This is a genomic window from Dyella sp. (assembly GCF_036384435.1).
Taxonomy (GTDB): Bacteria; Pseudomonadota; Gammaproteobacteria; order Xanthomonadales; family Rhodanobacteraceae; genus GSA-30.
Genome location: NZ_DASVMI010000017.1, coordinates 1 through 20,825, shown reverse-complemented (window position 1 = coordinate 20,825; position 20,825 = coordinate 1). Strand labels below are relative to the sequence as shown.

Below are 20,825 nucleotides of genomic sequence, written 5' to 3'. Positions count from 1 at the left end.
GCGACAACGCTGGTCTGTACCCGGAAAACGCGGTTTTCATACGGAAGATAGGTTTTTCCGTCGAGGTGATAGACGCCATGCAGGTCGCGTGTCGCGCCATCAAGAGTCGCCTCGGTCGTGTAGCGAGTGAGACGATTCTTGTCGATGACTGGTGGCGCGGGCTTGTAGGCGATGCCGCTGCTGACCGGTCTGGGCGATCCGTCGGGATCATTCTCAAGCAAAATAAATGTGCCGTCGGAGAACGTGGGTTCGTCTGGCAAGTAATAGTCCCTGCCTTTGAACGAGACCAGCTCAAGTCCTTCGGACGAGGTTGGTAATTCCGTGGTCACGCGAGGACGTATACGCGAGAAATAGTCCTTGCCGCGGCTCAGGAAAGAATTCGATAGGGAATTCTTGTCGGTCGTGGTCAACTCATATTCGCCCAGCTCGGTCCACTTGCTGTAGGAGTTAATCGCCTTAGCCACCTTGGCTAAGGTTATGAACGCGGCAGCGGTGGCGACATCCACTTCGATCGCACCCAATGCCTCCTGGGCCTCGCTCGCGGTATCACTCTCGAGGATCTTGGCCTCCAGGGCAGCCAGGCGACTCAAGAACGCCAAGCCGCCCGCCAACGCCGCTGGCATGGTGACCCAGGAAAAGGGCGCCATCAGCATGCCGACCAAAGCCAGGTCGTTGATCCAGCGATCGAGTAGCACCTCGTTACTGGATTTGATTCGTTCATCGGCATCGCTGCCGCTGCGTGATTCACGATCTTTGACGATGTCCTGGAAGATATCGCCGTGGATGGGGCGCGGTTTCCAGGCGATGTATTTTTTATCCCAATGTCCTTCGGCGATGCCTTTGACTGCACTGTCCACGCCGGAGTAGCTCGCTCCATCGCGTCGGTCGTATTGCGAGAAGTGGCTCAGGAACTGCGGCTTGAATGCAGTTGATGCGGGGATGGGCGCATCCTGGAAGCGGGCCTTCAGCCATGAGCGCATCTGGTCGATCGACTTGAAAGAGCGGAAGCGATGTTCATCGCCTGGTAAATACAGCCAAAGATGGCCTTGCTTATTGACGAAGTAACGGATGTCCGTTGAGTGGTAGCCGTACACGTCCAACGCATGGACCTCTACGTTGCCATGGCCCCTGCCAGAAGTCTTGAGCTGGTCAGCGGTAGCCGCATCCCGTAGAGGTATGTGGGGGGCCGCAACCTGCATCAAGTCTGCATAGTCGTTGGGACTGACCTCACCATGGAGATAGGCTCGACGCAGACTGTTGACGAACTTCAGCCGTTCCAACGTGACGACGTCATGCCGGTGCGCTTTCCAGAATGCTTCGAGCTTTTTCGTATAGTACTCATAGAAATTACGGGAAAGCTCGCGTAGCTCGCCAGGAGTAAACGGAAAATCGTTATCCTTACCGTAGACGCCGGCACCTCGCCCTGCGAAGTAGATCCCCGAATATAAGGCCAAGTCGCCGGGCGTCTGCTCCTGTTCAACGGCGCTGAAATTGCGCAACAGTTTTTCCACCAAATTGCAGGATTCGTTAGGTTCTTGGTAATGCTGCCAGCCCGTGTGACATTCTCCACTGACCGCTGTATGGAAGGTGTTGTAGTAAAGATGCTCCGATTGCAGAGCAATGCCCTGGCTGGTCAAAAATTCGCGCACGTGCCGATTGGCCCATAACGCCTCATCCAGGAATTTCTTTGCTTCCTGATAGGGATCGGGAAATTCGCCGAGTACCGTCTGTCGTAACAACTCGATCGCCTTGACTTGCCGCATGTCCAGGCTGGGTTTGGGCTGGGTCGGTCCATCCGTGCGCATCGGTCCGAGTTCAGCTGCGTGATGGAAAATGTTTCCCTTGATGCGCTTGGTGCCAAGATCCGATGACGGTGCGTTATCGTCCACCCAGGCCTGAATCGCGGTTCGCGTGGTATCGGACTGATACTTGGCGACACTGGCGCGAAACCATGCATTCTGCTTCATCGACGTGGAGAACCAATCCTGCGCCTCTTTCAAACTATCGAATTCTCTCAGGGTGCTGGCGTGCGCGGCGCAGTACAGGACAGTCTTGACACGGCCATCTGATTTGTCCTTTTGATCGGACGGCACCTGACCAGGGGACTCATCGGTCAAGATCATTACCCGTGCCAAGGGAAGGGTCTGGTCGCCGTGCCTTAGCTGGAGGGTGTACGTGCCCTGGGCCGATTTACGATACTTGCCATGGGGCGTGTGGGTGATGTCGCGGACCAACATCGCCGCTTCGGGTGAGAGCAGGCCAGCCTCGCCGGCAGCGCGGCCTAAGCCTTGGAGGCCGTAGCGCAGGCGATCGCCCCTCCAGCCCTGATGACGGTGACGGTGATGGTGAATTGCTGTCGAATTCTTCTCGCGTGTTTTGGGCTCAGGTTGAGTCTTGGACCATGAGTATCCCGAAACCATGTTCGTCTGGGAGGGCCTCGTATCGACGGCTCGTCTCATTCGCGGAAATGGCGGTGTTGTCGGCCTTACGGAAACAGCATGGCTGGTGCGCGATCCGGCGGATATGTCGAGTGTGTCCTGACCCGCCGCGGGCTCGGCGCTTGTGGGATCCGTACTCACGGCCGTGACGTGCGTATGGCGGAAACCGGTGGTCTGAATCATATTGTCCCTTGCTTTCACGAATGGACAGAGATTGCGACCAGACCGGTCCCCCAGGGTGATGCGTCGTTAATGCCGTGTCAGGAAAGCGCAATAAATGACGACGGCGTCGTGAAGGCCACTTGCCTTGCTCTTGTCTTACACTTTCACTTTTCATCGCACTGCAAGTCTGGCCTCAAAGCCAACCTCTGACTCAAATTCACCACGCAATCTGACGTTTGTCGCGAAAGAACCGCCCATTCATGTGCATATGCTGTGTAGGCAGACAGGCGGCCCAAACGATGCCCTCGGCGCCATCCTTGACCGGACGGCCACCGCTGCCGCCCATATCCGTCGCGACCCAGCCCGGACACACAGCGTTGACCAGCACGCCGCTCCCCTTGAGTTCGGCAGCGAGCATGCGTGTGTAGCCGTTGAGGGCGGTCTTGGAAATGCGGTAGGCGGGACAATTGTCGCTATCGTTCTCGATAGTGCCGCAGCTGCTCGACACGTTCACGATGCGACCATAGTTGTGCCGCTGCATCAGAGGTAGGAGCGCTTCGGTCAGTCGCCACGCGCCAAGTAGATTGACATCCAATGCGTTGCGCACCATGGCCAGGTCAGCGGTGGACGCGCGCTTGTCCACATCGAAGAAGGCGCCGGCGTTGTTGACCAGAATATCGAGGCGTTGGTAGTCGCGATCGACCAAGGCGGCCAAGCTGGCAACATCCTCGTCGGAGGTAACATCGAGCTTCACCGCAACCACGTCTCCGCCCTCGTGGCGCAACTGGCGCGCCGCCTTCTCACCTGCTGCGTTGTTTCGGGCGCCCAGAAGCACGGTCATGCCCTGCGCCGCCAATTGACGCGCGACTTCCAGGCCCAGGCCGCGATTGCCGCCGCTGACCAACGCGACGCGCTGGCTCGGCGGCGGTTCGCTATCGACAACGCTACCGCGCGCGGCCTTGCGCGGCAGGCGGTGTACCGTGGCGTTCATGGCGCAATAGCCACCTCGGAGCATGTCTGGTTGCCACAGGCCTGCCAGCCACCACCGAGCGATTTGTAGATTGCCACTGCACGCACGTTGATGGCCGCTTCGCCTTCGGCCAGGGCGTCCTCGGCGGTCAACTGGGTGCGCTCGGCATCCAGCCATTCGAGGAAGTCGGTGGCACCCTCGCTGTAGCGGATCTTCGCCAGTTCCGCCGCGCGACGACTCTGCTGGGCTTGCTCGAACAATTTCTCCACGCGCTGGCGTTGCAGGTTGTACGCCGTCAGTGAATTGTCGACGTCTTCCACGGCCAGCAAGACGGTGCGCTGATAGGTCGCACGTGCTTCGTCAGCCCTGGCTTCGCTGGCCTTCACGTTGGAATTGACGCGCTGCACGTTCAGGCCCGACCAGCTGATGCTCGGCGCAAGCGACCACGCGCGCGTCTGCGGGCTGCCGAAATCGTTGCTACGGCCGGCCAGGAAGCCAAGAAAACCGCCCAGCGTGATATGCGGAAACCAGTCGGCCTTGGCGACGCCGATGCGCGCATTGGCGGCGGCATAGGCGCGTTCGGCGGCACGCACGTCAGGGCGACGCGCCAATACATCGCCGGCCTGGCCGATGGGCAAGGTCACGTCGATCGGCTTGAAGTTCACAGGAGACAGATCGACATCCAGCTCACCGGGACGCTGGCCCAGCAATACCGCGAGGCGGAATTCATCTGCGCGGGCCTGAGTCTGCAGCTGCGGTAGTTGCGCCTGCACCTGGGCAAGGCGCGCCTTGGCGCTGGCCACGTCCTGCTCAGAGCCGGTGCCTACATCCAGGCGTGCCTGGATCAGCTTGAGCGATTGTTCCTGGTTGTCGATGTCGCGCTTGGCTACGTCGATGCGCAACTGGGTGCCGCGCAGGTCGAAATAGTTGCGTGCGACTTCGGCGAACAAGGTGACCTGGGCATCTTGCAACGAAGCATCAGCACCCTGGGCCTGCGCCTTGGCCGCTTCAACCGAACGACGCACACCGCCAAAGATGTCTACCTCCCAAGAGGCATCGAAACCGGCCTGGTAGGTCTGCACCGGCACGCGCTGGGTGGTGAAGCCAGGCTGTTGTTCCACGCTCTTGCTGTAGTCGATGCCGGTATTGACGGTCGGCCACTGGTCGGCCTTGGCCACGCCCAGCTCCGCCCGTGCCTCGCGTAGGCGGGCCTGGGCAATTTGGAGGTCGGGACTGTTCTTCGCGGCGCGCTGGATCAGCGTGTTGAGCGTGGCGTCGTTGAACTGCTCCCACCAGCGGGCCTGGAAATCCTGCGAGCTCTGGCGGTTGGCATCGATGCCTTGCAACGCCACCGGTTGTTCCATGGGCGCATGGTAGTTTGGCCCGACGCTGGCGCAACCGGCCAGCAGCAAGGCGCCGAAGAGGGCGGTCCACTTGCCGGGCACGAGGCCCGGCTTGCGGTTGTTATCGTTATGACGGTTCATTTCAATGTTCCTCAAGCGCCGGACGCTGCGTCTGGTGTGCGGCCTTGCGGGCGGCACGGCGCGCGTCCATCTTTTCGGTCCAGCCACGGATCAGCACGTAGAACAGCGGGGTGAAGATCAGGCCGAAGAAGGTCACACCCAGCATGCCGGCGAACACCGCCACACCCATGGCGTGGCGCATCTCCGCACCGGCGCCATGCGAGGTAACCAGCGGCACTACGCCCATGATGAATGCGATGGAAGTCATCAGGATCGGACGCAGTCGCAGGCGGGCGGCTTCGAGCACGGCCTGCTTGCGATCCAGGCCTTCCAGGATCTGCGCTTCGCGGGCGAATTCCACGATCAGGATCGCGTTCTTGCACGCCAGGCCCACCAGCACGATCAAGCCGATCTGGGTGAAGATGTTGTTGTCGCCACCGGACAGCCATACACCGGAGATTGCCGACAACAGCACCATGGGCACGATCAGGATCACCGCCAGCGGCAACGTGAGGCTCTCATACAGCGATGCCAGCACCAGGAACACCAGCAGCACGCACAAGGGGAACACCAGCACCGCGGTATTACCGGCAAGGATCTGCTGATAGGTCAACTCGGTCCACTCGAACGACATGCCGTTGGGCAGGTTGTCGCGTGCCAGCTTCTCCATCGCTTCCTGGGCCTGGCCCGAGCTGAAGCCTGGCGCCGGTCCGCCGTTGATCTCGGCGGTCGGATAGCCGTTGTAGTGCTGCACTCGGTCCGGACCCACGGTCTGCTGCACGGTCATGAAGGCGCCCAGTGGAATGGCGTCACCGCGTGCGTTACGGGTCTTCAGTTGCAACAGGTCACCCGGCTCGCGGCGGAAGTTCTGGTCCGCCGAGACGTTCACCTGGTACGTGCGGCCAAAGCGGTTGAAGTCATTGACGTAGAGCGAGCCCATGTACGCCTGCAGCGTCTGGTAGACATCATTCAAGTCCACGCCTTCGCTCTTGGCCTTTTCGCGATCCACATTGGCATCGATCTGCGGCACGCTCACCTGGTAGCTGGAGAACAGGCCGGCCAAGGCAGGCGTCTTCTGGCTTGCGCCCACCAGGTTCTGCGTTTGCTTGTACAACTCCTCGAAGCCCATATCCGAACGATCTTCGATCTGGATGCGGAAACCACCGATGGTGCCCAGGCCCATCACGGGCGGCGGCGGGAACACGGCGATGTAGGCGTCCTGGATTGCGGCGAACTTCTGGTTAAGCTCCCCGGTGATCGCGCCGGCCGAGAGGCTTGCATCGCGACGTTCCTCGAAAGGCTTGAGCGTAACGAAGACGATGCCGGAGTTAGTGCTGTTGGTGAAGCCATTGATCGACAGGCCGGGGAAGGCCACCGCGCTTTCCACGCCCGGCGTCTTCAACGCGACGTCGCTCATGCGGCGGATCACGTCTTCGGTACGGTCCAGCGAGGCCGCATCGGGCAACTGCGCAAACGACACCAGGTACTGCTTATCCTGCGGTGGCACGAAGCCGGTCGGTACGTGCACGAAGCCGAAGCCGCCCAGGGCAACCAGGCCACCGTAGATGAACACGGCGATACCGCCGGCACGCAGCACGCGCTGCACACCACCGACGTAATGGTTGGCGCTACGCACGAACAGGCGGTTGAAGGGGCGGAACAACCAGCCCAGGCCGCGATCCATCAGCACCGTGAGCTTGTCTTTGGGCGCATCGTGATCGCGCAGAAGGATGGCCGACAGTGCCGGGCTCAGGGTCAGCGAGTTGAACGCCGAGATCACCGTGGAGATGGCGATCGTCAGCGCGAACTGGCGGTAGAACTGGCCGGTCAAGCCACTGATGAAAGCGGTCGGTACGAACACCGCGCACAGCACCAGGGCAGTGGCGACGATTGGACCGGTCACTTCCTTCATGGCTTGGCGCGTGGCTTCCTTCGGCCGCATGCCATGTTCGATATGACGCTCGACGTTCTCCACCACCACGATGGCGTCATCCACCACGATGCCGATGGCCAGTACTAGGCCGAACAACGACAGCGCATTGAGCGAAAAGCCGGCGATGTACATCACTGCGAAGGTGCCGATCAGCGACACCGGCACGGCGATCAGCGGAATCACCGAGGCGCGCCAGGTTTGCAGGAACAGGATAACCACCAGCACCACCAGCACGATCGCCTCGAACAGCGTGTGCACCACCGCCTCAATCGATCCACGCACGAAGACGGTAGGATCGTAGACGATGTGGTACTCGATGCCTTCGGGGAAATCTTTTTGCAGGCTGGCCATCATGCCGCGCACTTCGTCGGAGATCTGGATGGCGTTCGAGCCCGGGCGGGCAAAGATCGGAATTGCCACCGCCGGCTGGTTGTCCAGCAGGCTGCGCAGCGCATAGCTGTCGGCACCCAGTTCCACGCGGGCCACGTCGCGCAGGTGCGTCACGGCGCCATTGGCATCGGTACGCACGATGATGTTGAGGAAGTCTTCCTCGTTGATCAGTCGGCCCTGCGTATTGATGTTGAGCTGGAAGGCGGCATTGCCTGGGCCGGGCGGGGCGTTGAGCGCGCCGGCGGCGACGGCCACGTTCTGCTCTTCGATCGCATGCACGATATCGCCCGTGGTCAGGCTGCGCTGGGCGAGCCGATCCGGATTCAGCCACACGCGCATGCTGTACTCGCCGGCGCCGAACAACTGCACGTCACCCACGCCGTTGAGGCGGGCCAACTGGTCCTTGATGTGCAGTCGCGCGTAGTTGGACAGGTACAGCATGTCATAGCGCTTGTTGGGCGAGGTCAGGTGCACGACCATGGTCAGGTCGGGTGAGCTCTTCTGCGTGGTGACGCCAAGGCGCTGCACTTCCTGCGGGAGACGACTGAGTGACTGCGCCACGCGGTTCTGCACCTGCACCTGGGCGTTATCCAGATCGGTGCCGAGCGCGAAGGTCACGGTCAGGGTCATCACGCCGTCGCTGGTCGACTGCGAGGAGGTATAGAGCATGCCCTCGACGCCGTTGATCTGTTCTTCCAGAGGAGTGGCGACGGTTTCGGCGATAACCTTGGGGTTGGCACCCGGATAAGTCGCACGCACCACCACCGTGGGCGGTACTACTTCCGGATATTCGCTGATCGGCAACTTGAACAGCGCGATGCTGCCGGCGATGACGATGATGACGGAAAGGACACCGGCCAGGATTGGCCTGTCCACGAAAAATTGCGCGATTTTCATTGCATCAATCCTTGGTCAGCGCAGCCACCTTCTGGCTGCCACCGACATGGGCGATCTGTTTGCTCGGATCGAGACTGCGGCTGTCCATGGCCACCTTGGTTGGTGTCACTTCCACGCCAGGGCGCACATGCTGCAAGCCGTTGACGACCACTACGTCGTTAGCGGTCAGGCCGTCATCGACCACACGCAGGCCATCGACCAGCGGGCCAGTGACAATGCGGCGGTATTCGACTTTCTTGTCCTTGTCGACCACGTAGACGTACTTGTTGCCCAAGTCAGTGGCCACGGCACGGTCGTCGATCAGAGCGCGCGGGCGGGCATCGCCATCACGCAGCTGCAAACGCACGAACAGGCCCGGCGTGTAGCGAGCATCGGCGTTGTCGAAAACAGCACGCAGGCGAATGGTGCCGGAACCGGCACGCAGCTCGTTGTCGACGAAGTCGATGCGGCCGTCGTGCGGATAGCCCTTCTCATTGGCCAGGGCCATGGTTACCTGCGGGGCCGTTCCCTTCTCGCGGCGTATCTGGTCCAGCTTGAGGAAGCTGTGCTCGTCCACGTCGAAGTACGCGTACATCGGGTTGACCGTCACCACGCGGGTCAGCACGTCGGTGCTGGTGACCAGGTTGCCTGGCGTGATCAAAGCATTGCTGACACGACCGTCGACCGGCGCCCGTACCTGGGTGAACTCAAGGTTGAGCTTGGCGGCGGTCAGGGCAGCAAGGGTAGCGGCCACTTGCGACTTGGCGCTTTCGGCGGCGGTGGCTAGGCGATCGGCTTCTTCCTTGGCGACGGCCTTCTGTTCGAGCAGGCGCTTACCGCGATCGGCGTTGGCCTGGGCCAGCAACTGTTCGGCCTTGGCCTGGGTCAGGTTGGCGGTCAGGCGATCGACTTCGGCCTGATATGGGCGCGGATCGATCTGAAACAGCACCTGGCCCTTCTTCACGAAGGCGCCCTCGGTGAAGTGCACGGCATCGATATAGCCACTTACACGCGGGCGTAAGTCAATCGAATCAACGGCTTGAAGGCGGCCCGTGAACTCGTTGGCATCATCTACGTTGCGCACCACGACCTGCGCGACGGTCACCGGCGGCGGACCACCCGCAGCGGCTTGTGCATGGGGGTTCTCGTGCCCATTTAGCAGGGCATAGCTGCCAGCCGCCGCAACCGCGACAGCGCTGGCCAGGATCGATCGCTTTTTCATCTCCGGGCTCCCATGTAATTATTGGACCGACGAGTACATCGTCTTGGGGAGCGGCAGAATAGGCGCACTGGGCGGTACAGAAAATCCGTTTCTTGTGCAAAGCAATAGTGACCGCCAGTCACGAATGGGGTACAAGGGCCATCTATGGAAGACTTTTCCGCAATTTCAGCCTTCGTCCGCGTGGTGGAAGCCAAGAGCTTTGCTGCGGCGGCCACGCAACTGGGCATGACCCCCTCAGGGGTCAGCCGCGCCGTGTCACGCCTGGAGGAAAGGCTGGGAGCCCGCCTCCTGTTTCGTTCTACGCGTGCTCTGCGCTTGACAGACGATGGCGCCGCGTTCCACGCACGTTGCAAGGAAATCCTCGCAGATCTGGCCGAGGCCACCGAGGCATTGAATTACGCCACGCACAAGCCGACCGGACGCCTGCGTGTGGGCTTGTCGCTGGCGGTGGGCCGTGCCGCGATCATTCCACGCCTGGGTGAATTCGAGGCACGCTACCCGGACATCCGGCTGGAGTTATCGATGACTGATAACCCCGCCGACCTGATCCAGGAAGGCATCGATTGTGCAATCCGGGTGGGCCAGCTGGAGGATTCGAGTCTCATCGCTCGCAAGATCGGTTACTTGCGCAACGTGGTAGTGGCTTCGCCGGAATACCTGCTTCGACACGGCGAGCCGCACAGCCTCGATGACCTGAAGGCGCATCGTTGCATCAACTACATCATGCCAAACGGCAAGCCGCGGCAGTGGCAGTTCGACACGCCCGGTGGCCAGGTCGGCGTGGATATCGATGCGCACATGCTGATCAATGACGGTGAGTCGGTGATCCAGGCGGCGGCCGCTGGCCTGGGCATCACCCAGACGCCGCATATGCTGGCGTGTTGTTATCTGGAAGCAGGACGCCTGCAACTGGTCATGACCGATACCATCTCCACCGGCAAACCCGTGTGGATCGTCTACCCGCAGAAGAAGCACCTTTCCGCGCGTGTGCAAGCTTTCATCGAGTGGGTGCGCGAAATTTTCGACCGTACCAACGAGCCGGGGATCAAGAAGAAGCTCGCCGACATGGAGCACGTCGAGAAAATGCCCGAGCCCCAGCGGCTTTCGGCCTGAAAGAAACCGATGCAGGCCGCCACTGCCATGGGCAGCGGCGGCCGTGCAGCCGACGCTGGCGATCAGTCGAGGTATACCAGCCAGGCAGCCGGAATATCTCCGCCCACGAAGAACAGCTCGTCTTCGCTGGAGTTAAGGCTCTTGTTGACTGCTTCCATCAGGGTGGCAGGAAGCACTTTCTTCTCCGCAACCAGCCGCGGACCCTCATGCATGATGATGTCGAAAACGGTGCGAAACCTGTTCGGCGCGTGGGCAGTATCCACCGCGTAGACTGGCCAACGCGGTTGTCCTGGAGCGACTTTCGCAAATTGCGCGGCAACACCCGCCCGATTGGAAAGCGACAGCACCCCACCCGCCGAACCGCTCCCTCGGGATGTGTGGCGAATGATGTCGGCCAGATAGTCATCGCCCGCTCGGCAGCTACCTTCGCGAGAGCACAACAAGCCTTCGCGGACGGCAATGACCGGGTTGGACGCCGGATCGCGGTGCGCGCGATAGACGGTGCGTTTTATGACGAAGTCGCGTTGTTTAAGATGTGCGAGGGTATATCCCTTGGCCGATGGCCTGTATCTGGCTAACAGGGCCGCCAGTTGGGCTTCCGATTGCGTGCGCGTCCATTCTCGCGGTGGTACGTTTTCATCCACGGTATTGGCCGCGGCCGGGACATCGTTATTGGCGGCTTTGACCGGCCGGGTCAGCCAGTCCTTCAATTTGCCGCCACCGCGCAATTTGAGGGGCTCATAGGCATGCCAGGTCTTGTTGTCGTCTCGACGGAAGCCCCGTCCCGTTTCCGCGTTTGACATAGCGTCAAACTCCCATGCGATATGGGGATAGACATTGTTGCGGGTGACCTGTACCACCTCGCCATCGCAAATCAGATACTGCTTGTCGTTCAAGTGATAGATGGCATTGGCATCGAGCACAGCATCGGTCATCAACGTTTGCTGGGAAGGCAGGGTCGATGCCAGGCTGGACGTCACCTCTTCTTCGCGCGGACTGTCCGGTGGCTGCGCGACGGTTTCGCCGGTGGTATGTCCGGGCCGAACAGGAGGCGTCGTGCGGCTAAATCCGAGCGTTTCGGCGTAGTCGCGCAGTTCGCCAGCAGTGACCGGGCTGTTCTTGAGCAATCGCGCTGTGATACCGGCGATGAAGCGTATTTGTCCATACACCGGCACAAAGCCCAGAACAGCTTGTCCGAAACCGCTGGCCTGCGCGTTGAATGACTCTTCGTGGAGACCCAGCGCGTTACCGATGGCGTTTCCGTACCGGCCATTGATGTCCTGCAATAGCGTGCCAAAAGGGTTGTCCGCGTATTTCTCGATCTGGCTCGCTTGTGCCGGATCGAAACCCAATAGCTGAGCCACGTTGTCGATGCCGTGAAAGGGGTCTTTCAGCTGCTGCACAATTCGCTGGAAGACAGCGTGAGGCGTAAGCGGTTCGCCATGGCTGGATACGCTGGCAAGGATGCGCTTTCTGAAGTCGTTATACGATAGGGGTTGCAGTGGAACGCCACCCAGGCGCTCTTCGGGCGTCTGGAAGTAGAAATCCTGTCGGCTTTCGGCCAGCAGGTTACCGTAGGTATCGAACGAGAAAAAAATGGGCTCCCCTGTCGGCAGAAGGCCGCGGTAGAGGGTGTTATTACCCTCTACCTTCCAAGGCTGGATATCGCCGACGCCTCTGACAGCGGGCAGGAAGGGCGTGCCAAGTAATGATCCAGCGGCGCGTGACTCGTGTATGCCACGCGGCTTTTCTTGCGTCGTGCGAAAGCTCGCCGCGCCCGTTCTGACCAAGTCAGTAGTTAGTGCTGGTGTCGCTTCGAGTCGCGGTTCACCTGACAAATCCGATGGCGTGATGGAAGAAAAAGGTGTGATCTTCATAAGGACTTTCCTTGTCCCGTGGTGAGAAGATCATCATCCTGGATCGACTGGGCTTGGCACTGTCAGCGGAGTTACCCATGCGCCGGGGATATCTCCGTCAACGTAGAACAGCTCACTCTCACCGGAGCCGGCACTTTTGCTAATGGCTTCCAGCAAGGTGCCGATCTTGAGCTTTCCTGCGTCGACCAGGCGTGGGCCATCATGCAAGATGATATCGAACACAGTGCGAAAACCGGCCGGATCCTTGGTGGTATCGATGGCATAAACGGTCGAGCCGACATTCTGGCGAGCAAACTTGGTCGCTATGTTCTTCTTGGCCGATAGCGACAGCACTCTGCCCTGCGAGCCGCCTCCCCGGGAGGTGTGCTTGATGATATCGACCAGGTAATCGTCTGCCTGCGTCGGCGTTGCACTTCGTGTGCTGGCTCGAACAAGCCCGCTCTCACCGGGGGCTAGCATGCCATGATGGCCGCGATACACGGTCTCAGGTACGCTGAAATCGAGTTTCTTCAACTGAGCCACATTATACACTCGCCTCTTGGTTTGCTTGGCATAGGCTTTGATCAGCTTCTCCAATTTTTTCTCCGACTGCTCCGGCGATATCGAGGCCTCTGCACGAGGGTTGCCACGGAATGCATGGTTTATCCTGTTATTCCGTGCTTGGGCGGGCGTGTCCGTTGGAGGGTAGTGACCAGGGTTGGTCGTCGAGGGCGCCGGCACACGCTCCCATTGGCCGCTGGCGTCTTGCTGTAAGACATCGCCATGCAAGGTAGTCTTAAGGGGATCATTCGGTTCGTCGACCCGCCAGGTGTCCCCGCCGGGAATCGGCTTGATACGAACGCGCTGGCCATCCAGCATTGCGTATGCGTCGGCAGGTGCTTCGCTGATCGACTGTAACTCGATCATGTCGCCGTCCAGAGACGTATTGCTGGAGGACACGGAGCCACTCGAGGAAGGCGTGTCCGATACGCGCCAATTCCAGTCCGCATAGGGCTTGACCACAATGCCACTGCTTACGGCATACCCCGGCCTCTCAACATCGGGCTTGAGCAGGACAAAGCTGCCGTCAGGAAAATTGGGTTCGTTTGAAATGAAATAGAGTTCGTGATTGAACCGAACTTGTCCGAGACCATCGAGCGTTTCTGGAAGAGACGGTGCGATTTCCGGCGCCCTCGCCCCCAGCAGGGACTGCCTATCTTCTTCAACGATGGATGCCAGATCGCCAAGATTTTGATCGTTGCTATCCGATTTGTGCGTGGCCCCTACTTGTTCTGTCTCGGCGGTCGGGCCTGCAACCACGCGCTTGATCGCGCGGAATGCTGGATAGATCGCCAGACCTACGGCGTTCCAGAAGATTGCATTCGAAGCGTCAGCGCGCTCGGGCTGAGTATCGCCCGTCGTTGCTTTGCCCGAGAGTAACAGTAACTGCGCTCCTTGCAGGGCAAAAGAAGCCAACAGCGTAGGCGCGCCCAGAAGGACGAATGGTGATATCAATGAGGTCACGTCACCCAGACCACCGATCCAGCGATCTACGGTGACCTCATCATCGGATTTGATCATGGTGTCAGCATCGCTGGCAGATCGATTTCGCTTTTCCTCAGCGATATGGGTGAACACATCATTGCCGATATGGCCGGTTTTTTTAGCGATATAGCTTTTTTTCCAGGAGCCGTCTGCAATGCCGCGCAGCGCAGTGTCCACGCCAGAATAGAATGTGCCATCCTGGCGCTGGTACAGCGAAAAATGCCGCGCGATCCGCGTGGTAAATTGAGGATCGTCCTTGCTGGACAATTGCTTATGCAGCCAGTCGCGCATTGCTTCACGGGAGTCAAAGCCATGAAAAGGCTGATGCTCGCCGGGGATATAGAGCACCATCCTGCCATGGCCGGATTGGAAAAAGACAATGTCCGTGGATGCATAGCCATCCACGTACAGCGTGTATGCTTTGACTGGCGGTTGAGGCTTGTGATTTATCTCAAGTTGTTCGAGCGTGATCGGTCCGAACAGCGAAACCTTGGGTGCGCCTCCTTGCATAGCTATTTTGTAATCGTCTTCGCTTAGCGTCTTATTCATATAGGCACGTCGCGCGCCATTGACGAAATCGACACGATCGAGCGTGCGTACATTGTCTTGCTGTTCGGCCCAGAACTTAGTCAACAATCGGGAGTGTTCTTCGTAAAATCCGTTGGAAATCTCGCGTAGCTGTGAAGAAAGTACTGGCAATTCGTTGGTTTCATCGTAGACGCCGGCACATGGGCCGGCGAAGTAGACGCCGCTGGCCGAGTCGATATCGTTTGGCGTCAGGCTTTGTTCGGTAGCACTGAAATTGCTCATGACCTTGTCGACCAGCGACATGGAATGACTGGGTTGTTCGTGATGCTCCCAGCCATTGAAGGTGCGTGGACTGGTATTCTCGCTGGTAAACACATTGAAGTAGATGCGGCTAGGATCGAGATGTATACGATTGCGTTGCAGATACTCCTTGACCGCTGGAAGCGCTTCGAGCTTTTCCTTGATGAAGGCTTTGGCATGTTCGTAAGGCTTGGGGAACGCATCGAACGTGCGTTTGCGCAAAGCTTCGGTGTTTCGAATTTGCTCCATGTCCGGCAACGTCTGATTGGTGCTCGCCGCGGCGGAATCTGATTCCGTCGTACCAATATGTCCTTTGACGGAGGATTCCAGCGCGGCATTCGTGGACCTAGGTTGCCTGCCTGGAATACTTGGGCCTGGAAATGATCCTGCCTTTATCGATACGTCGGGTGCCATCGAGGCGCTTGCCGAGTTACGCTCACCTTGCTGTGAAGCAAATGGATTTGCCTCGCCAAGCCTGAAGTTGGAATTGATCCGCATGGATGGCCTCTCATGACAATGATCCGCAAAGTTACGTGTGACTGCCGCGTTGCGGGTAGTAAGGTCATATTTCGCCCACAATCAAATAAGAAAGGTGCCACGCCATAACTGGGCTCATAACACTGGACAGATAGATTCGCCCTTGCTTGTTTTTTGCTTCCAGGACTAGGCGGGAATGGGCGACTGGCTTAGGCTTGCTCGATCGATAGCTGAGAGGGAAGCCATGAAGCACTGGATCATCATTGCGACCCTGGCCATAGGCGCGACGTTGTTGCTCGCCTTGTTACGCGTTATGGGCGTCGTTGCGTGGCCCTGGTGGCTGCTGCTATTACCCCTGTGGATAGGTCTGGGCCTGGCAGCTTTGGTACTGCTGATAATGGCGATTGATATCGCCGTTCATCGCGCGCGAGGTCGAAATCCTTGGCAATGATCCGGATGGCTTGAGCCGATCCTGTCGAAGCCCGGCTATACGACTACGGCCGATGGTGCAGGTCAGGGCTGGGCCGTGACTATCCCGGTGCGATGTTGTGTTTGGTATGTCCCACGGCCAGGTGCAAGGCGGTGCGTTTTCCGTGATGGAGGCCTGGCGTTGCTGTGGCGTTGCCTGGTCGCCTTGTGGCTCATGGGGGGCTTGGAGGTCGCTTGCCCGATGATCGGTGCCGATTTCAATCTCATACCCGATACCTCCCTTGGCGAAGGATTTCTGTGTATGCATCAGGAGCGAATCGAAAGCGGCACCCACCTATGCGCTAACGGGAGTCTTCATGCGAATGCGCCATGCATGAGGCACAGCGTGACAAGCTGGGGGCAGTGTCGGCATGCAAAAGTTGAATCCCGGCGATCAGCGCTGCGCGCATAGCCCGGGTTCATGCCGGGCCATGCCTGCCTGAGCGGTTGATGCCGTGGTTCAGGCGCCGCGCATGAACAGCAATAGCGCCACCCCCAGCACGATGCGGTAGATGGCGAACGCGGTGAAGCGATGGCTGCGGATATAGCCCAGCAACCATTTCACCGAGATAAAGGCAACGATGGCCGATACCAGGAAGCCAACCCCCAGGGCAGTCCAGTCTTCATGCGCGGCCTCGCCATGCTTGAACACCTTGAGCAGTTCATACCCGGTAGCGGCATACATGGTTGGAATGCCGACCAGGAAAGCAAATTCGGTAGCCGCCGCACGGTTGCTCGTACCGGCGAGCATGGCGGTAAAGATGGTCGCGCCCGACCGCGATGTGCCTGGAAATACGCCGGCGACCATTTGTGCCATACCCACCAGCACGGCGACTGGCCAAGTCACTTGCTTGCGGTCGGTCTGGCGCGTGGAAATCTGCTCGGCCGCGATCATCCAGAAGCCACCAATCACCAGGGCCCAGGCGATGGGCGTGATCGTTTCGGGTAGCTTGAAGCCGAAATGCGTCACTATCAGGCCGAGTGTTGCCGTGATAAGGAAGGCCACGATGAGTTTCAAAAGGTAATCACGATTCTGGTGATCACCCAGCTGGGTGATCAATTGCCAGATGCGCTTCCAGTAGATGAATGTCACGGCTAGGATCGCGCCTGCCTGAATACCCACATTGAACAGATCCGAGCGTTCGCCCAGGCCAAACTTTTCGGCGATCAGCAAATGGCCGGTGCTGGAGATAGGCAGGAATTCGGTGATTCCCTCGATGATGCCAAGCAGAATCACATGAATCAAGTCGCTCACTGAGGCCGGCTCCGTTGTTTCAAGAAGGGCATGCGCCCAGGACGGCATAGCTTACGAGGAAATTCTGACTGGAAGCTGGCCGCGCGCTGACATCGGGAAGCCTCTGAAACCCTTCTTATCGGTCGTGCCGGCGTAAGGGGGCGACAGTGACTTGGGTTTCATGGAACGGCAGGCGCTCGATTCCGTCGCTGACGTTCCGGCGGGGGGACGATGACTTCGACGATGCTTTTTAGAGGCACCCGTCATTCAGTGGACTATGGAACATTACCGGCCGCTGGCCATGGCGGATGTTCCTGATCGGGTTTGCCCTGGCCGTTTCGTGCAACCGTGCTAGCGGCTCAGCCGCCACCCCAACCATGTCGTACGAAGGAGGAACAGAAGCTCAGGAACGCGATAACGACGAGCACGACCAGCAGCATGACGAGCCGACCCAGCAGCCCCCAGACCGTCGCCGACCTTACGAAAGACGCCATGATCGCCAGTACCCCGGTGATCGCGCCGGCTTGCATGACGATCACGCCATACAGCAAGCCGTTATCGGCCTGGTTGCGGCCCTGGGTGCCGAAGCTGCCGCATACGAGCAGCGCAACCATGAAGACCACGGGCCACACCCAGCCCGGTATGGAAAGCGCATGCATATCTGTTGGCCGTACGTCGCTAAAGGTAGATGCTGCATGGGCGGCCGGTATGGGCGGAGGCTGCGTGGGAACTTGGGGGGCTGAAGGGTCGGCCTCGCGTGGGGCTTCCCTGCCGGTGGTTGTCCAACTTTCTTCGGGCAACAGGCTGTGCCGCGATGCCAGTTCCGCGCGAATGAGCTGCTTGAGCCGGACATCGGCTTCGCCGTTGCGTAGCTTCGCGCGAAGCTGGTCGGTTGGCATGTGGCGCAGGCGCTGACGAATGGCTTCCTCGTCGCCCATGGATGTCATGCGCGATCACGCCCGCGTGAATGCGCGCGATATCCAACGGCTGCCGACGCGCCGCTATGAACCCCCTTCAGGGCCTACCCCTATTCATGCCGCCCTGCGGCGATGGCAGTGTGTCAGGCACATGATCTTGCGCGCAAGCGGTCATATTTGTGCTGTTTGAGAGCTTTATCATGGTGCTATCAATGCACCATAAAAGTGCAAAAAGAGTCTGCTATGATCTGCGCCTGGATAGTTAACACGCTGATTTGCAAGGTTTGCCAGGGCTGGCATGCGTGTTGCTAAAGCGTTGCAGTTTTCCTCACCTTTTCCGTTCGAGGTTTGTCCATGTCCGCCAATAAAGTGCTCGACCTGATCCAGGAACATGAAGTCGAGTTCGTCGACCTGCGTTTCGCCGACATGCTCGGCAAGCACCATCATGTGACGTTCCCGGCTCACGCCATCGACGAGTCCACCTTCGAGGACGGCAAGATGTTCGACGGTTCGTCGATCTCGGGCTGGAAGGGCATTAATGAGTCGGACATGATCCTGCTGCCCGATCCGGACACCGCCTATCTCGATCCGTTCAGCGCGCATCCCCAACTGGTGCTTCACTGCGACATTCTTGAGCCGAGCACCATGCAGGCCTACGGTCGCGATCCGCGCTCGATCGCCAAACGCGCCGAAGCCTATATGAAATCCACGGGCGTTGCCGATACGGCCTTCTTTGGTCCGGAGCCGGAGTTCTTTATCTTCGACTCGGTTCGCTGGCAGAACGATATGGGCCGCGTGTTCTATGAAATCGAGTCGCAGGAGGCGGCCTGGAGCTCGCGCTTCAAATACGACGAGGGTAACAGCGGCCATCGCCCAGGCGTGAAGGGCGGCTACTTCCCGGTCAGCCCGGTCGATTCGCTTGGTGACTTGCGCGCTGACATGTGCAAAGTGCTCGAATCGCTGGGTCAGGTCGTGGAAGTGCACCATCACGAAGTGGCCAACGCCGGCCAATGTGAGATTGGCACGCGCTTTAACACCCTGGTGAAGAAGGCCGATGAGTTGATGACGATGAAGTACGTCATCAAGAACGTAGCCCATCAGAACGGCAAGACCGTAACCTTCATGCCCAAGCCGATCGTGGGTGATAACGGTAGCGGCATGCATGTGCACCAATCGCTATCCAAGGATGGCAACAATCTGTTTGCTGGTGACCTGTACGGTGGCCTGTCGCAGACGGCGTTGTGGTACATCGGCGGCATCTTCAAGCACGCCAAGGCTATCAATGCCTTCGCCAACTCCACCACCAACAGCTACAAGCGCCTGGTTCCGGGTTTCGAAGCACCGGTGATGCTCGCTTATTCGGCGCGCAATCGTTCGGCCAGCTGTCGCATCCCGTTCGTGTCCAGCCCCAAGGGGCGTCGTATCGAAGTGCGCTTCCCCGATCCGATGCAGTCGGGCTATCTGGTGTTCACCGCCCTGATGATGGCCGGTCTGGACGGCATCCTCAACAAGATTGATCCGGGCGCGCCGGCCGACAAGGATCTGTACGACCTGCCGCCGGAGGAAGAAAAGAATATTCCGCAGGTGTGCTCCAGCCTTGATGCCGCCCTGGAAGCCTTGGACAAGGATCGCGACTTCCTCAAGGCCGGTGGTGTATTCACCGACGACTTCATCGACGCCTATATTGGCCTGAAGATGCAGGAAGTCACGCGTTACCGTGCCAGTACGCATCCGTTGGAATTCCAGATGTACTACGCGCTTTGATCGCAACCTGTTGCATGCAGCGCGAAAACAACGGACGCTTTGGCGTCCGTTGTCTTATCCAGGGTGGGATATATGAGCAAGGCAAGGTTTGGATGGATCGCTGGCCTGATGCTGGTGATGCCCGGCATGGTTTTGGCCAAGTCGCAGATTCTCGGCGTCGACCAGTTCGAGGCGGTGCTACGACAATGTTCGCGGTCCGCGCCGGCGGCCTCCGCGGCCTGGAAAATTGACCCTGCGCTTGCTACGCGGATCGACGCCTATCTGGCCAGCCAGGAGAGCCTGCAAAGCGATTCCGGGCCCATCAAGAATCCGGGCTTGGTGGATGTGCAGTACCTGGGCGTCATCATCAATGGCAAAAAACAGGTATACATCAACGCAGGTCTGCTCGATGACAAGGGGCGCGCTGGCGTGGCCTGTGACGGTGGCCGCATGTTCTGGGGTGCCATCTATGATCCTCAGACCGGCACCGTATCCGACGTGCGAGCCAACGGCCCGATCTGATCGCGACCCCTGACGGCGCGTATTAACGAAGGCCACGCAGAAGCCACCCGCCGGGTGCCGTGAACAATTCCCTCTATCCGTCGTTAAGGGGCGGGTATCCAAAACTGGAATGGCGGCCCCATGAGGGGGCTCGCGCGACTCCCTGCGTTGCGGCGCCTTATGTAGGACCGCACGCCGGATCCGCGAGGCGATGTCAATGAAGCAGACGTGGATGTCGCTCATTTGGTCATGCGCCCGCCACCGAATGCCGCCGAGCGCGCATACGAAATCTCAAGCAAGCATACTCACGCTACGCTTCAGTTATAACTGAACGTCAGCGTCGCGCTTGCGTTGGCGATGCCCCCCGAGATATCGCCCGTCCTGAAATATCGAGCTGCAATCGGCACATTCAAGACCGATGGAGCGGATCTGGAAATGATATAGGGCGTGTTGAACGCGAGAGCTGCATTGTTGTAAATCAGCTGTACCCCTACCCCTTTTGCCTGATTGGGTACGTTTGACAGCGCGATGACATTGTTGCGACCAGGTGCGGCAGTGCCGCTCATCCTCATGGTTACACTAGGCATATCTGAGCAGCGAAGAACCACATTCTGCGCCACGCTGGTGGGCGAAGTGCTTCCAGGGGCGGACATGCTGCTGGCACGCACATTACCCAAGGGGATCGTGAC

General features: G+C 59.3%; 14 protein-coding genes. 4 read left to right on the top strand and 10 right to left on the bottom strand.

The genetic code is table 11. The features are described from left to right. The 5 genes from VF436_RS01300 to VF436_RS01280 form a co-directional block, all read right to left on the bottom strand. Positions 1-2,621 (bottom strand): dermonecrotic toxin domain-containing protein (locus VF436_RS01300; protein ID WP_330902164.1); only part of this gene is annotated, 2,621 nt, incomplete at its 3' end. A 196-nt stretch (positions 2,622-2,817) separates the two neighbouring features. Next, positions 2,818-3,591: an SDR family NAD(P)-dependent oxidoreductase gene (locus VF436_RS01295; RefSeq protein WP_330902163.1), complete on the bottom strand. Its 774-nt coding sequence runs from the start codon at positions 3,589-3,591 to the stop codon at positions 2,818-2,820. Beyond that, on the bottom strand, positions 3,588-5,054 hold the full coding sequence (locus tag VF436_RS01290; RefSeq protein WP_330902162.1) for a TolC family protein: 1,467 nt from the start codon (positions 5,052-5,054) through the stop codon (positions 3,588-3,590). The genes VF436_RS01295 and VF436_RS01290 overlap by 4 nt, the downstream gene beginning before the upstream one ends. Before the next feature lies 1 nt (position 5,055). Next, on the bottom strand, positions 5,056-8,253 hold the full coding sequence (locus VF436_RS01285) for an efflux RND transporter permease subunit (protein ID WP_330902161.1): 3,198 nt from the start codon (positions 8,251-8,253) through the stop codon (positions 5,056-5,058). A gap of 4 nt (positions 8,254-8,257) precedes the next feature. Then, positions 8,258-9,454 carry an efflux RND transporter periplasmic adaptor subunit gene (locus VF436_RS01280; protein WP_330902160.1) on the bottom strand — a complete coding sequence of 399 codons (1,197 nt, stop codon included), beginning with the start codon at positions 9,452-9,454 and terminating at the stop codon, positions 8,258-8,260. Positions 9,455-9,598: 144 nt separating this feature from the next. On the opposite strand from VF436_RS01280, the gene VF436_RS01275 reads away from it, so the two are divergent. Continuing rightward, entirely contained in the window at positions 9,599-10,567 is a 969-nt protein-coding gene (locus VF436_RS01275) for a LysR family transcriptional regulator (RefSeq protein WP_330902159.1), read from the top strand. Positions 10,568-10,629: 62 nt separating this feature from the next. On the opposite strand, the gene VF436_RS01270 is transcribed toward VF436_RS01275, so the two are convergent. Further along, the gene (locus VF436_RS01270; RefSeq protein ID WP_330902158.1) at positions 10,630-12,444 is read right to left on the bottom strand and encodes a hypothetical protein; all 1,815 of its coding nucleotides are present in this window, start codon (positions 12,442-12,444) and stop codon (positions 10,630-10,632) included. 33 nt (positions 12,445-12,477) lie between these two features. Continuing rightward, positions 12,478-15,294, bottom strand: coding sequence for a dermonecrotic toxin domain-containing protein (locus tag VF436_RS01265; protein WP_330902157.1), 2,817 nt, complete (start codon positions 15,292-15,294; stop codon positions 12,478-12,480). 223 nt (positions 15,295-15,517) lie between these two features. Between VF436_RS01265 and VF436_RS01260 the strand changes: the two genes are divergently transcribed. Continuing rightward, complete coding sequence (locus VF436_RS01260) at positions 15,518-15,724, top strand: hypothetical protein (protein ID WP_330902156.1); 207 nt, start codon at positions 15,518-15,520, stop codon at positions 15,722-15,724. A 477-nt stretch (positions 15,725-16,201) separates the two neighbouring features. On the opposite strand, the gene VF436_RS01255 is transcribed toward VF436_RS01260, so the two are convergent. Together VF436_RS01255 and VF436_RS01250 are read right to left on the bottom strand one after the other, a co-directional pair. Beyond that, entirely contained in the window at positions 16,202-16,996 is a 795-nt protein-coding gene (locus VF436_RS01255; RefSeq protein ID WP_330902154.1) for an undecaprenyl-diphosphate phosphatase, read from the bottom strand. Positions 16,997-17,334: 338 nt separating this feature from the next. Then, positions 17,335-17,922, bottom strand: a complete 588-nt coding sequence (locus VF436_RS01250; protein ID WP_330902153.1) for a hypothetical protein — start codon at positions 17,920-17,922, stop codon at positions 17,335-17,337. Between the two features lie 324 nt (positions 17,923-18,246). On the opposite strand from VF436_RS01250, the gene glnA reads away from it, so the two are divergent. Continuing rightward, positions 18,247-19,656, top strand: coding sequence for a type I glutamate--ammonia ligase (gene glnA, locus VF436_RS01245; RefSeq protein WP_330902152.1), 1,410 nt, complete (start codon positions 18,247-18,249; stop codon positions 19,654-19,656). Between the two features lie 72 nt (positions 19,657-19,728). After that, the gene (locus VF436_RS01240) at positions 19,729-20,157 is read left to right on the top strand and encodes a hypothetical protein (protein ID WP_330902151.1); all 429 of its coding nucleotides are present in this window, start codon (positions 19,729-19,731) and stop codon (positions 20,155-20,157) included. Positions 20,158-20,453: 296 nt separating this feature from the next. Here VF436_RS01240 and VF436_RS01235 read toward each other — a convergent pair. Beyond that, the coding region (locus VF436_RS01235; protein WP_330902150.1) for a fimbrial protein at positions 20,454-20,825 on the bottom strand (372 nt) is incomplete at its 5' end.